Source organism: Streptomyces sp. ATCC 21386 (genome assembly GCF_018728545.1).
Classification (GTDB): Bacteria; Actinomycetota; Actinomycetes; order Streptomycetales; family Streptomycetaceae; genus Streptomyces.
On sequence record NZ_JAAVVL010000001.1, the window covers coordinates 7,604,325 to 7,617,035 of the forward strand.

Here is a 12,711-nt window from a genome sequence, read left to right on the forward strand (position 1 = left end):
CTCGTGGCTGGTGTCGTCGGTCATGCAGACCTCCTGAGGACCCGAGGGCCTCGTACAGCGCCCTCAGTCTCCTCTCCTTCTTCCTCTTCCTCCATGTCCGTTCCCATGGTGGTCGGTGTGACCGGTTATGGCCTGTCGAAGCTTTTCCGGAACCTCTGATTCCCGAGGTGTCCGGGAGATTCTGTGTCGACCGTTTGCTTAAACTCTGGAGTCTCCACGGGGAGGAACGACACATGAGTGACCCGACCAGTCACATATGCCCGGAGTGCTTCACACCCCGGGCCTCGGACGGCACGCCGTCCTGCGCGTGCGCCCGCCGCGCGTCCGAGGCCCTGCTGGAGACCCGTACGGCCGAGGCGGCGGCCGCGGAGGACTTCGACCCCCTCCGGATACGCCCGTACGTGGAACTGGGTGACGACACCGACGTCCCCCACGGCACCGCGCGGCACTACGGAACCCCCGGAGCCGCCGAAGCCCCCGGGCCGGGCCCCGACCGCACACGGACGACGGCGATGCCGCTGACCACGGCGCCGACGACCGCGCTGCCCTTGACCACGGCGCCGACGCCGACGACCACGGCGACGTCGGCCGGACGCGCCCGGGGCCGGCGCCGCCGCCGTACGGGGCTGATGGTCGCCCTCGCCGGGACGGCCGCCGTCGGAGTGATGGCCGCCGCCGGATTCGCGAGCGGGCTGTTCTCGTACGAGGCCCCCGAGCGGGACCGCGCGCTGCCGGACGACTGGCGGGCGAGCGTGCCGGACACGTCGCCCGACGGGGAGGCGTCGCCGGTGGAGCCGTCCGGCGAGGGCGGCGGGGGCGGGGGGCCCGCGCCGGCGCCGTCGAGCGGCGGCGCGGGTGCGTCGAGCCCCTCCAAGAGCCCGTCACCCTCTCCGTCTCCCTCGGAGCCGTCCGGCTCGCCGTCGCCGTCCGTGTCGTCGAGCCCCGAGCGGAGCGGACCGAGCGCGGGCGCCTCCCCCGACTCATCTGCCGCCGACGCGAACGAGGGGGACGACAGCCGGCTGACGGCCCCGAAGACGCTGCGCGCCGGCGACGACGACCCAGAGGTCACCGAACTCCAGCTCCGGCTGCGCCAGTTGGGCCTCTACACCGGTGACATCGACCGGAACTTCGACGACCAGGTCGAACAGGCCGTCATCGTCTACCAGAACACCCGAGGCATCACGAAGGACAAGGAGGAGCCGGGCGTCTACGGCCTGGTGACCCGGCAGCGCCTGGAGTCGGAGACGAAGGAGCCGTGACCGACGGAATCTCGGCGACGCCGGCCGAGGCTGATGACGCGTCGACTTGGTACCAGGCACCTCAGATTTCCCTCAAGCCTCAGAAGCCTCGCGTGCCGCTGAACTAGCGTCCCTGCGCGTAAGCACTGGCCCAGTCATTGCTCGTGCGGCTGGCCGGCGATCCTCTGGCCCCGAAGAGGCACACCGCAGATGAAGCACCGGATGAAGAGCCGTTCCAAGAAGACCGTGATCATTGCGGCGGCGGGCACCAGTGTGCTGGCCCTGACCGTGCCGATCACGGCGTTGGCGACCACCACCGAGCCCGGTTCGAAGACAGCCGGATCACATTGCACCGTCGACATATCCGGCGGCCCCGTGCGATGTTTCCCGACTTATCGGGCGGCCATCGCGGCGGCCACCGACGGCCGGGTCAAGGACGCCCCGCTGGACGTCCGCACAGCCGTCGCCGACCCGGCCTTCCGGAAGAAGATCGACGTCGCGGGCACCGCCGCCGAGCTGCGGGCCGACGCGGAGCCGGCCGCGGAGTCGTCCGTCGTCATCGGCACCGAGTACCTCGACGCGAACCACACGGGCAAGTCCATGAGTTTCACCGCCGAGAGCAAGTGCACACCCGACGGGCCGGGCTTCCAGGTCGACCAGGTGCCCGCCGAGTTCAACGACGCCATCAGCTCGTACCAGACCTTCAACGACTGCCAGGCCCGGCACTTCGCCGACCCGGAGCTGAAGGGCGACTCCACCAGCTGGCAGATCGGCAGTCAGCTCTCGGTCGGGGACGGGGTGGACGATCTGACCAGCTCCATCCAGTGGAGCTACGCGGAGTCGCCGACCGCGGCCCAGCTCTTCGCGGACTGCGACGAGAAGATCGCGACCTGCAAGTTCGAGCACAAGGGCGACGTCACCTACAGCTACGGCGGGGCCCACGAGGTGGCCCGCGCGTACAACTGCACCAGCATCGAGCAGCAGAAGAAGATGAGCTGGTGGGACACGACGGGCGGCAAGAACTCGCTCAGCGTCGAGCTGGGAGCCAGCTACAAGATCGGAAATGCCCTGGTCGGCGGGGAGTACAGCCTCAGCTTCAAGACCACGTACGGACACGAGTGGACCTGGGAGAGCAGGGTCTCCGACGAGACGGACCTCACCGTCCCGGCCGGGGAGGTCGGCTGGGTCAACCGGAACACCAAGATGCAGACCGCGGGGGGTGAGTACACGGTGACGTACAAGGACCGCAAATGGGGCCACTACATCTGGTACATCCGTGACTTCGTCGCCACCGGTCCCGTCCCGCAGGAGCTGGGTGTCGTCGACTGGGTCTCCCGCCCCATGACGGCGGCGGAGAAAGCCGATCACTGCAAGGACGGCGCTGCCGTGGTCACCGCCACTCCGAAGAAGGCCAAGGCCGCATCCGCCAAGAGCGTCCCCAGCACCGCTCACGTCCTGTCCGGCCCGCGTTGATCCGACCGGCCTGACACCCCGGCCGCTGGTCCCAGCGGTCGACGCCCGACGGGGCCACCCGGACTTCCCCGCCTTGCTGTCGTCCTCGCGTTGCCTACCCTGGCGATGTAGCTGACGGCTCGCACGTCGTCCAGGTCAGGGCGCCACTCCGGCGCCCGCTCACTCAGAGGTGTCATGTGCCTAGCGTGGTAAAGATCAATGTCCTCACGGTTCCGGCCGAGCAGCGCGAGACGCTGGAGAAGCGCTTCGCCTCCCGCGCCGGGGTGGTCGAGAACTCGGACGGCTTCGAGTGGTTCGAGCTGCTGCGCCCCGTCGACGGCACCGACAACTACCTCGTCTACACCCGCTGGCGCGACGAGGCCGCCTTCCAGGCGTGGATGGAGGGCCCGATGAAGCAGGCCCACCAGGGCGGCGGCGACCGGCCCAGGCCCGCCGCCTCCGACTCCTCCGTCTGGACCTTCGAGGTCCTCCAGCAGACGGGCCCGAAGACCGGCTCCTGACGCACGGCCCCACGTGAGGCCCCGTCGCACGCCCGCCCCACGTGAGGCCCCGCCGCACACCCGCCCCACGTGAGGCCCCGTCGCACACCCGCCCCACGCGAAGGCCCCCGCCCGCATCACCGCACCCGGGTGGGGGCCTTCGCATCGGCGATCAGGGCGCCTGGAGGTAGGGCAAGGGGATGCCGTTGGCCTCCAGGGCTGTGCCGTAGCGGGCCAACAGCTCGTCGAGGTGGGCGAGGACGAGGGCCGCGGCCTCCCTCGCCTCGCCGATGTCCCCCTAGTCGCAGGCTGCCACGATCTCTGCGACGTCGGCGCGGATGATCGACAGGGAATCGCCCTGGATCAGTACGCCCGGAAACCTGCGCGGGGGCAGACGCACGACCGCGTCGTTCCCCGGATCCGTGAACAGCTCGGCCTCTACGCGTTCCATCCGGTCATCCAACCGCAACGCGACGGCACCCTCCTGCGTACGCAACCCGCCAAGCGCGTTCGGCACCCCGAAGCACCCCGAAGTACCCACCTTTTTGTGGGTACTTGGCGGCCGGTCGAGGTCCGACGATCCTTGTGGTGAGGGAGCGGCCGACGGGGCGCGCGCCACTTGGGCAGGGACGGAAGACGAGAAGATGACGTGATGCGTGAGGCCTACGGCGACGACGTCGCCGACGGTGACGCTCCGGTGAGCCTCTCCAGGCGCCGGTACCCCCAGTCGGACAAGGGCCCCAGCACCTCGGAGAGTTCACGGCCGAACGGGGTCAGCGAGTAGACGGTCTTCAGCGGCAGCACATCGTGCACCTCCCGGTGCACGAGCCCGTCCGTCTCCATCTCGCGAAGCGCCTGTGTCAGCACCTTCTCGCTGAGCCCCGGCAGCAGCCGGCGCAACTCACCCGGACGGTGCGGGCCGGACTCCAGCAGCCAGAGCAACGACGGCTTCCACTTCCCCTCGATCACGGCGATCGCCGCGGTCACCCCGCACACGTCCGTGTCCTGGGCACGCCTGCGCCTCATTTCCGCTCCCCCGTTCCCTCAGTCGCGATCCGACGAACTCACCCATTTTCCACAGGAGTTACCGAGTCATGCCCGCACACACCGAACAGCACACGGCGACCACCACCGCCCCCGCCACCGCCGTTTCCGGCACACCCGGCGACAGCACCCCCGCTCCCGCCGTCACCGTACTGGGCCTCGGCCCGATGGGCCGGGCCCTCGCCGGTGCCTTCCTCGACGCCGGGGTGCGGACCACGGTCTGGAACCGTACGCCGGGCCGGCACGGGGAGTTGGTGGCGCGCGGCGCGATCGGCGCCGGCTCCGCCGAGGAGGCGGTGGCCGCGAGCCCGGTGACCGTCGTCTGCGTGGTCAACTACGACGCCTCGGACGCGGTCCTGCGCACCCCCGCGGTCACCGAGGCCCTCAAGGGCCGCACGGTGGTCAATCTGTCCGCCGACACCCCGCACCGGGCCCGGGACACCGCCGCGTGGGCGGCCGAGCACGGCATCGACTACCTGGACGGGGCGATCATGACGCCGACGCCGGCCATCGGCACCCCGGACGGGGTGTACATCTACAGCGGCCCCGAGGATCTCCACCGCGCGCACCGGCCCGTGCTGGACGCGCTGGGCGGCTCCCACACCCATCTGGGCGAGGACATCGGCCGGGCGGCCACGTACGACATCGCGCTGCTCGACCTCTTCTGGACCTCGATCACCGGTTACACCCATGCCCTGGCGCTGGCCCGGGCCGAGGGTGTGAGCGCGCGGGAACTGACGCCGTTCGCCCAGGGGATCGCCGCGATCCTGCCGCCGCTCTTCGAGGAGAGCGCGGCGGAGGTCGACAGCGGCCGGCACTCCGGCGAGGGCAACCCGCTCACGTCGGCGTTGTCGACCATGACCCACGTCATCGAGGTCTCCGAGTCCCACGGCATCGACGCGAGCGTCATGCGGTCGGCCGAGGGCTTCGTCCGCCGCGCCATCGCGCAGGGCCACGGCACGGACGGCCTCACCCGCCTGACGGAGGTACTCGACCTCCAGCACTGACACCACGGCCCTCGACCGGCCCGCGCTTCACCGGACCACGCCCCTCGACCGGCCGGGCTTCACCGGACCACGATCCTGGACCGGTCGAGGGCACCACCCCGCCACGGGGCCCGCCCGACGACGAATCTCAACTCCCCGCGAGCCCTCGACCCACCGCGGGACCCGCCACGAATCTCAACCCACCGTGAGCCGGACCGGTCCGCCGTCCCCCGCGACCTCGACCCGTACCGCGGTCAGGTCCGGCACCACGACGTCCGGCCCATGGGGGCGGGCCCGCTCGCCGATGCCCACGACCCGCATCCCCGCGGCGCGCCCGGCCCGGATCCCCGCCTCCGAGTCCTCGAACACGACGCAGTCCTCGGGCGCGACGCCCAGTTCGGCGGCGCCCTTCAGAAAGCCCTCGGGGTCCGGCTTGCTCGCGCCGACGGACTCGGCGGTGACGCGCACGTCCGGCAGCGTCAGCCCGGCCGCGCCCATCCGGGCCGTGGACAGCGCGACGTTCGCCGAGGTCACGAGGGCGTGCGGCACACCGCCGGCGACGAGGGAGGCGAGGAACTCGGGCGCGCCGGGTATCGGGACGACGCCGTCCACGTCGGCGGTCTCCTCGGCGAGCATCCGCGCGTTGTCCGCGAGGTTCTCCTCCAGGGGCCGGTCCGGCAGCAGGACGGCCATGGTGGCGTACCCCTGGCGGCCGTGGACGACCTTCATGATGTCGGCGCCGTCCAGCCCGTTCCGCTCGGCCCAGCGACGCCAGACACGTTCCACGGCGGCGTCCGAGTTGACGAGGGTGCCGTCCATGTCCAGCAGGAGGGCGCGGGCGGTCAGCACGGTCGTGGCCGTCATCAGCAGCTCCAAGGCGCGCAGAAGGGGGCCGCGAGCGGGGTCGCACCCGGCGAGGCGGCCCGGAGGGAACAAGGCGGCCCCGCCCACCGGTCAGGGAATGCGGACGGGAGCCACTTTGTTCCTCCACGGTACAAAACAATCCCGGCGCCCGCCACCCCTTCACCCGTACGGCTCACTCATCCCGCCACGGCCTCCCACAGACTCCACACACCGAGCCCCAGCATGAGCACGGCGGCGATCCGCGTGATCAGCGTCAATGGCACCCGCTTCATCAGCGCCCTGCCGCCGACGATGCCGAGTCCGGCCACGGCCCACAGCGCGAGGACCGCACCGAGCCCCACGGAGAGCGGGTCGTCGTACCGGGCCGCGAGGTTCGCCGTCATGATCTGGGTGAGGTCGCCGAACTCGGCGACCAGGATGAGCATGAAGCCGGCGCCCGAGACCTTCCAGAAGCTCTGGTCCTCGGGCTTGCGGATCTCCTCCTCGCCCTCGTCCTTCTTCATCAGCAGCACGGCCGCGCCGCCGAGGAAGAGCACGCCCGTGAGCGCGTGCACGATCTGCTGCGGCAGCAGCGTGAGGACGCTGCCGGCGGCCACGGCGAGCGCGACGTGCACGGCGAACGCGGCGGCGACTCCGGCGAAGACGTACGAGGCGCGGTAGCGAGTGCCGAGGACGAGTCCGGCGAGCGCGGTCTTGTCGGGGAGTTCGGCGAGAAAGACGACGCCGAAGACGAGCGCCGTGACACTGAAGCTGATCAAGGTTCCTCAATCGGTCGGGCCGCCCCACCGAGAGAAATCATCCGCTGTCGCGACACCTCGGCACGGCAGCACACGGTCGGCCCGCGCCGGGCGGCACGGACGGTGCACTGCTTGCCGAAGGTCTCGCTGGCGTGGCCCCGGTCATCGGGACCCGCCTCCGGGCGCCGGCTCAGACGAGCTGAGCAGTATGTCGACGGTCCGGCGAAGAGCTACTCCCCTTCTGCGGGGTCCATGGTACGCGGAGCGGCGTCACGGCCCGGGGGCGGGGGCCGACACGGCCCCAGGCCCTGCGGGCCTGAAAGGCGACGGGGCCGCGGCGGACGGAAAGCACGGGGCGCAGCGCCCCGGCCTCTCAGGGGCGCGGGGAACTGCGCGACCAGCCCCCACCGGACCCGCACCCGCCGACGCACGCGCACCCCCGCGTCATCAGGCGCCCGGCCGCAATCACGCCCGTACCAATCACGCCCGCACCCCTTGTCGTGTCATGCGCACGTCATTAACTTCTCACCCGACGCACATCCGCCGGTAACCCCGCGACGCGACCCTTCAAGCGCTCGCATCGCTCGCTCCCCAACACCCCCGGCTCCACAAGGAGTTCACATGCGCAAGTTCTACGCGCGTCGACGAGTCAGCATACTCGCGGCGCTCAGCGGACTGATAGCCTCCGCCGCGCTCTTCAACGCCCCCACGGCCTCCGCCGCCCTCCCCACCCCCGTCAGCGCCGCCACCGCCCGCTCCTACCTCGCCACCCTCACCGTGGCGACCGAGGACCGCACCGGTTACAACCGGGACCTGTTCAACCACTGGATCACCATCAGCGGCACCTGCAACACCCGCGAGACGGTCCTCAAGCGCGACGGCACGAACGTCGTCACCGACTCCGCCTGCGCCTCCACCAGCGGCAGTTGGTACTCCCCGTACGACGGCGCCACCTGGACGCTCGCCTCCGACCTGGACATCGACCACCTCGTGCCGCTGGCAGAGGCCTGGGACTCCGGCGCCGACAGCTGGAGCAGCGCCACCCGTCAGGCCTTCGCCAACGACCTCACCCGCCCGCAGCTCATCGCGGTCACCGACAACGTGAACCAGGCGAAGGGCGACCAGGACCCCGCCACCTGGATGCCGTCGCGCACGGCCTACCGCTGCACGTACGTCCGTGCCTGGGTCCACGTGAAGTACTACTACGACCTCTCGGTCGACTCCGCCGAGAAGAGTGCCCTGACCAACTACCTGGCGAGCTGCTGACACTCACGCGAGAAAGTGGTCCGGAACCTCCCCTTTCCCCTCCGTCGTTCCGTACCGTACGGGGCGACGGAGGAAGGTGATCGCTCATGGCGGGGCTGCGTCTGGGACCACTGCTGAGATATGTGGACGGCTCGTCCGCGACCGTCTGGGTCGAGGCGAGCCGTCCCTGCGTCGCCGAGGTGCGCTGCGCCGGCGGCGGGCGCGGCGAGGCCCGCACCTTCCAGATCGCCGGCCACCACTACGCGCTGGTCCCGGTGACAGGGCTCGCGCCGGGCACGGTCTCGGCGTACGAGGTGCTCCTCGACGGCACGCCCGTGTGGCCCCTGCCCGACTCCCCGCACCCGCCCTCCGAGATCCGCACCCCCGCCGAGGGCGACACCGTCCGGGTCGCCTTCGGCTCCTGCCGCTGGGCCGCCCCGCCCGCCGGGGAGCCGGACCCGGTGGGGCCGGACGCCCTCGACACGCTGGCCGCCCGACTGGCCGCCGAACCGGGCGCGGAGCGCCCCGACGTCCTGCTGCTCCTCGGCGACCAGGTGTACGCGGACGAGACCTCCGACGCCACCCGCCGCTGGCTCGCCGCCCGCCGCGACCTCGCCGACACGCCGGGCGACCAGGTGGCGGACTACGAGGAGTACACCCACCTCTACTACGAGTCCTGGCTCGACCCCGAGATCCGCTGGCTGCTCTCCACCGTCCCCAGCTGCATGATCTTCGACGACCACGACGTCATCGACGACTGGAACACCAGCGAGGCGTGGCTCGCCGACATGCGGGCCACGCCCTGGTGGCGCGAGCGGATCCTGAGCGGTCTGATGTCGTACTGGGTCCACCAGCACCTCGGCAACCTCTCCCCCGCCGAACTGGCCACCGACCCGGTCCACGCCGCCGTACGAGCCACCCCCGACGGTACGGACGCGCTGCGCGCCCACGCTGCCGAGGCCGACCGGGACCCGGCCTCGGTCCGTTGGAGCTACCGGCGGGACTTCGGCCGTGTACGGGTGCTGATGCTCGACTCCCGGGGGGCGCGCGTGCTCGACGAGGGCAACCGCTCGATGCTGAACCCCGGCGAGGCGCGGTGGTTGCGGGACCAGGCGCTGGACGCGCGCGGCTCGTACGACCACCTCCTCATCGGCACCTCGCTGCCCTGGCTACTGCCCCACCTCGTGCACGACGCCGAGTCCTGGAGCGCCGCGCTCTGCCGGGGCGAACGCGGGGACCGCTGGGCGCGGCTCGGGGAGAAGCTGCGCCGGGGCGCCGACCTGGAGCACTGGGCGGCCTTCCCCGCCTCCTTCGAGGCCCTGACCCGGCTGATCGCCGAGACGGGCGGCGGCGCCGACGCCCCGGCGACCGTCCTGGTGCTCTCCGGGGACGTGCACCACGCGTACATCGCCGAACCCTCGTGGCCCGAGGACGAGTCGGGCGGGGCCCGGGGCCCCGACGCCCGGGTGCTCCAGCTCACCTGCTCCCCCGTGCACAACTCCATCCCGCTCTCGATAAAGCTCGGCTTCCGCTTCGGCTGGAGCGGGACGGGGCGGGCGCTCGGCCGGTGGTTCGGGCGGCACGGGCGAGGCGAGCGGCCCTCCATCGACTGGCGCAAGGCGGGCGGCCCGTGGTTCGGCAACCACCTCATGACGCTGACTCTGGACGGCCGTTCGGCGCGTCTGCGACTGGACCGCGCACGGATCCGGCGGGGCGGCAAGGCGCACCTCGAAACGGCGTCCGAGTCGGTACTCACCCCCTAATCCACCTATTGCGCACGGTTGTTGCCCCTGTTGTCCGAGATGCTCGTGAGGCATCCCACACCTGGCGCCCCCGATGAGCCGCAAGGCCCTGTTCCCGTCGCGTACGACGGCATGATGAGGCGGACCGTCCGCTTACCGGCGGGCGGTCCGCCGCACCGCGCCCCACGATGCGCCCCACACGCACGGGAGTTAGTCCTTTGTCCGAACGGCCAGGGATCAGTGACATCGGCATCGCCCTAGTCGGAGCCGGCCCGCGCGGCACCAGCGTCCTGGAACGCCTCTGTGCCTCCGCCCCCGAACTGCTCCGCCCCGGCACCCGTCTGACCGTCCATGTCGTCGACCCCGCCCCGCCGGGCCCCGGCCAGGTCTGGCGCACCGACCAGTCCCCCCACCTGCTGATGAACACCGTGGCGTCCCAGGTCACGCTCTTCACCGACGACAGCGTGGACTGTTCGGGCCCGATACGCCGGGGCCCGAGCCTGTACGAGTGGGCGAGCGGGGGAGCCGGGGAGCCGGGCGGGGCCGGGGAGCCGGGCGGGTTGCGGCCCGGCGAATTGGGGCCGGACGACTATCCGACGCGGGCCCAGTACGGCCGCTACCTGGAGTGGGTCTTCGCCGAGGTGGTGCGTGGCGCGCCGCCCGGGATACGCGTCGAGGTCCACGGCACCCGTGCGGTCCGCCTCGACGAGACCCCCGACGGCGGCCAGCGGCTCACGCTCGCCACCGGCCGCGCCCTCACCGGCCTCGCCGCCGTGGTCCTCACCCAGGGCCACCTCCCCACCCGACCCGACCGGACCGAACGGGACCTGGCCGAGTACGCCGCCCGCCACGGCCTGCGCCACTTCCCGCCCGCCAACCCGGCCGACCTCGACCTCTCCTCGGTCGCCCCCGGCGAACCCGTCCTCCTGCGCGGTCTGGGCCTCAACTTCTTCGACCACATGGCCCTGTTGACGACCGGGCGGGGCGGTCGCTTCGTATACGACCCGGCGACGAAGGGCCTGCGGTACGAGCCGTCCGGCCGGGAGCCCCGGCTGTACGCCGGCTCCCGCCGAGGCGTCCCGTACCAGGCGCGCGGCGACAACGCGAAGGGCCCCTACGGCCGCCACACCCCGCTCGTACTGACCCCGGAAGTCATCGCGGCGTTCCGCAAACGCGCCGACTCCGGCGAGGCACCGGACTTCCTGACGGAGATATGGCCCCTGGTCGCGAAGGAGGTGGAAACGGTCTACTACGAGACCCTGCGCGGCGGTCCGGCGTACGGGCCGCTTCCCGTGCCCTGCTGCGATCTCCTCGGCGGAGCCGCCTCCTTCCGTGACCGTTTCCTCGCCGCTCCCCACCGCTCCCCCCAAGAGGCCGCCGTACTCGACGAGTTCGGGATCGCGGAGGCGGACCGGTGGTCGTGGGAGCGGGTGTCGCGGCCGTACGCGGGGCGGGAGTTCACCAGCCCGGCGGACTGGCGGGGCTGGCTGCTGGAGTATCTGCGGGAGGACGCCGCCGAGGCCGCCCTCGGGAACGTCGAGGGCCCGGTGAAGGCCGCGCTGGACGTGCTCCGGGACCTGCGCAACGAACTGCGGCTGATCGTGGACCACGGCGGACTGGCGGGCGCGTCGCGCCGGGAGCACCTGGACCGCTGGTACACGCCCCTGAACGCGTTCCTGTCGATCGGCCCGCCCCGCAGCCGTATCGAGGAGATGTCCGCGCTGATCGAGGCGGGCATCCTGACCGTGCTGGGCCCACGGTTGGAGGTGTGCCCGCAGGACGGCGTCTGGCGGGCGCACTCGCCCGACGTGCCAGGGTCGGCGGTCCGCGTCACGACGGTCGTCGAGGCGCGCCTCCCGGAGCCGGACCTGCGCAGGACCGCCGACGAGTTGCTCGCCGGCCTGCTGGCGACGGGAGCTTGCCGTCCGCACCGGGTGGACGGCTACGAGACGGGAGGGCTGGACGTCACGCCTCGCCCGTACAACCTGATCGACCGTCAGAACATGGTCCACACAAAGCGGTTCGCGTTCGGCGTCCCGACGGAGGGCGTGCACTGGGTCACGGCGGCGGGGGCCCGACCAGGAGTGGATTCGGTCACACTTTCGGATGCGGACGCCGTGGCGCGAGCGGCTCTACGTGCGACGACACCCGCGCCGGCTCCCCAAGCGCAGGTAAAGAGGTGGCCAGATGTTGAACTTGCAAGCATCGATTAGGTCTGCCTAACGTTGATGACTCACCGGTAATAACCGTCCCCATCGGTCCCACGAGGACCGGGTCACTACCGAAGGAGTCCCCCACCATGACCGGACGCCTCAACAGCGCCCAGCCATACGCCCTCGGTCTCTTCCGCATCGTCGTCGGCCTGCTCTTCGCCAGTCACGGAGCCAAATCCCTCTTCGGCATCCTGGGCGGCGCGGACGGACAGGGCGGCACAGTCGCCGCCGGCACCTGGCCCGGCTGGTACGCGGCCGTCATCCAACTCGTCGGCGGCACCCTGGTACTTCTCGGTCTCGGCACCCGCGTCGCGGCGTTCATCGCCTCGGGCTCCATGGCCTACGCGTACTTCAAGGTCCACCAGCCCGAGGCCCTGTGGCCGCTCGAGAACGGCGGCGAACTCGCGGCCTTCTTCTGCTGGGCCCTGTTCCTGCTGGTCTTCACCGGCTCCGGAGCGCTCGGCCTGGACCAGCTCTTCTCCAAGCGCCAGGCCGCGTCCGCGGACAGGACCTCCACGAACAAGGCCACTGTGACGGCCTGACACACACCGGCGGCCGGCCGCCGCCCTCCTCCTCCCCCTCCCCCGGGGCTCCCCAACAGTCCGAATGAACACGCCATGACGGACACATGAGCCCCTGTGAGCCGTCTGACATACCCGGGGCGTACGCTGTTCGGCTGTCACGGGTCGC

The 12,711-nt window shown here is 71.4% G+C and carries 11 protein-coding genes and 1 pseudogene; 8 read left to right on the top strand and 4 right to left on the bottom strand.

The genetic code is table 11. The features are described 5' to 3' along the window. Positions 1-233: 233 nt before the first annotated feature. From GWK25_RS32635 to GWK25_RS32645, 3 genes are all read left to right on the top strand, one after another. Positions 234-1,259, top strand: coding sequence for a peptidoglycan-binding protein (locus GWK25_RS32635; RefSeq protein ID WP_215455156.1), 1,026 nt, complete (start codon positions 234-236; stop codon positions 1,257-1,259). A 201-nt stretch (positions 1,260-1,460) separates the two neighbouring features. Then, positions 1,461-2,711 (top strand): hypothetical protein, encoded by a 1,251-nt coding sequence (locus GWK25_RS32640; protein ID WP_215455157.1) that lies wholly within the window; start codon positions 1,461-1,463, stop codon positions 2,709-2,711. A gap of 176 nt (positions 2,712-2,887) precedes the next feature. Then, complete coding sequence (locus tag GWK25_RS32645) at positions 2,888-3,211, top strand: antibiotic biosynthesis monooxygenase (protein WP_215455158.1); 324 nt, start codon at positions 2,888-2,890, stop codon at positions 3,209-3,211. A 151-nt stretch (positions 3,212-3,362) separates the two neighbouring features. Here GWK25_RS32645 and GWK25_RS44885 read toward each other — a convergent pair. Together GWK25_RS44885 and GWK25_RS32655 are read right to left on the bottom strand one after the other, a co-directional pair. Beyond that, positions 3,363-3,641: pseudogene (locus tag GWK25_RS44885) on the bottom strand (hypothetical protein). Positions 3,642-3,853: 212 nt separating this feature from the next. Next, positions 3,854-4,216 carry a helix-turn-helix domain-containing protein gene (locus GWK25_RS32655; RefSeq protein WP_215455159.1) on the bottom strand — a complete coding sequence of 121 codons (363 nt, stop codon included), beginning with the start codon at positions 4,214-4,216 and terminating at the stop codon, positions 3,854-3,856. A 68-nt stretch (positions 4,217-4,284) separates the two neighbouring features. Here GWK25_RS32655 and GWK25_RS32660 point away from each other — a divergent pair, with 68 nt between their 5' ends. Continuing rightward, positions 4,285-5,241: an NAD(P)-dependent oxidoreductase gene (locus GWK25_RS32660; RefSeq protein WP_215455160.1), complete on the top strand. Its 957-nt coding sequence runs from the start codon at positions 4,285-4,287 to the stop codon at positions 5,239-5,241. 174 nt (positions 5,242-5,415) lie between these two features. On the opposite strand, the gene GWK25_RS32665 is transcribed toward GWK25_RS32660, so the two are convergent. Together GWK25_RS32665 and GWK25_RS32670 are read right to left on the bottom strand one after the other, a co-directional pair. Beyond that, positions 5,416-6,084: an HAD family hydrolase gene (locus GWK25_RS32665; RefSeq protein ID WP_215455161.1), complete on the bottom strand. Its 669-nt coding sequence runs from the start codon at positions 6,082-6,084 to the stop codon at positions 5,416-5,418. A 176-nt stretch (positions 6,085-6,260) separates the two neighbouring features. Beyond that, positions 6,261-6,842, bottom strand: coding sequence for a TMEM165/GDT1 family protein (locus GWK25_RS32670; protein ID WP_215455162.1), 582 nt, complete (start codon positions 6,840-6,842; stop codon positions 6,261-6,263). A gap of 600 nt (positions 6,843-7,442) precedes the next feature. Between GWK25_RS32670 and GWK25_RS32675 the strand changes: the two genes are divergently transcribed. From GWK25_RS32675 to GWK25_RS32690, 4 genes are all read left to right on the top strand, one after another. Further along, positions 7,443-8,087 carry an HNH endonuclease family protein gene (locus GWK25_RS32675; RefSeq protein WP_215455163.1) on the top strand — a complete coding sequence of 215 codons (645 nt, stop codon included), beginning with the start codon at positions 7,443-7,445 and terminating at the stop codon, positions 8,085-8,087. A gap of 86 nt (positions 8,088-8,173) precedes the next feature. Then, complete coding sequence (locus GWK25_RS32680) at positions 8,174-9,829, top strand: alkaline phosphatase D family protein (protein WP_215455164.1); 1,656 nt, start codon at positions 8,174-8,176, stop codon at positions 9,827-9,829. A gap of 167 nt (positions 9,830-9,996) precedes the next feature. After that, positions 9,997-12,021, top strand: coding sequence for an FAD/NAD(P)-binding protein (locus GWK25_RS32685; RefSeq protein ID WP_215455165.1), 2,025 nt, complete (start codon positions 9,997-9,999; stop codon positions 12,019-12,021). 86 nt (positions 12,022-12,107) lie between these two features. Then, a complete protein-coding gene (locus GWK25_RS32690; RefSeq protein ID WP_215455166.1) occupies positions 12,108-12,563 on the top strand; it encodes a DoxX family protein in 456 nt (151 codons plus the stop codon). Positions 12,564-12,711 lie beyond the last annotated feature (148 nt).

What these genes read in the sequence shown, in the direction of transcription:
- GWK25_RS32665 (WP_215455161.1), bottom strand. Translation starts at nt 6,084, where the DNA reads ATGACGGCCACGACCGTGCTGACCGCCCGCGCCCTCCTGCTGGACATG.
- GWK25_RS32655 (WP_215455159.1), bottom strand. Translation starts at nt 4,216, where the DNA reads ATGAGGCGCAGGCGTGCCCAGGACACGGACGTGTGCGGGGTGACCGCG.
- GWK25_RS32685 (WP_215455165.1), top strand. Translation starts at nt 9,997, where the DNA reads ATGCGCCCCACACGCACGGGAGTTAGTCCTTTGTCCGAACGGCCAGGG.
- GWK25_RS32680 (WP_215455164.1), top strand. Translation starts at nt 8,174, where the DNA reads ATGGCGGGGCTGCGTCTGGGACCACTGCTGAGATATGTGGACGGCTCG.
- GWK25_RS32635 (WP_215455156.1), top strand. Translation starts at nt 234, where the DNA reads ATGAGTGACCCGACCAGTCACATATGCCCGGAGTGCTTCACACCCCGG.
- GWK25_RS32660 (WP_215455160.1), top strand. Translation starts at nt 4,285, where the DNA reads ATGCCCGCACACACCGAACAGCACACGGCGACCACCACCGCCCCCGCC.
- GWK25_RS32640 (WP_215455157.1), top strand. Translation starts at nt 1,461, where the DNA reads ATGAAGAGCCGTTCCAAGAAGACCGTGATCATTGCGGCGGCGGGCACC.
- GWK25_RS32690 (WP_215455166.1), top strand. Translation starts at nt 12,108, where the DNA reads ATGACCGGACGCCTCAACAGCGCCCAGCCATACGCCCTCGGTCTCTTC.
- GWK25_RS32675 (WP_215455163.1), top strand. Translation starts at nt 7,443, where the DNA reads ATGCGCAAGTTCTACGCGCGTCGACGAGTCAGCATACTCGCGGCGCTC.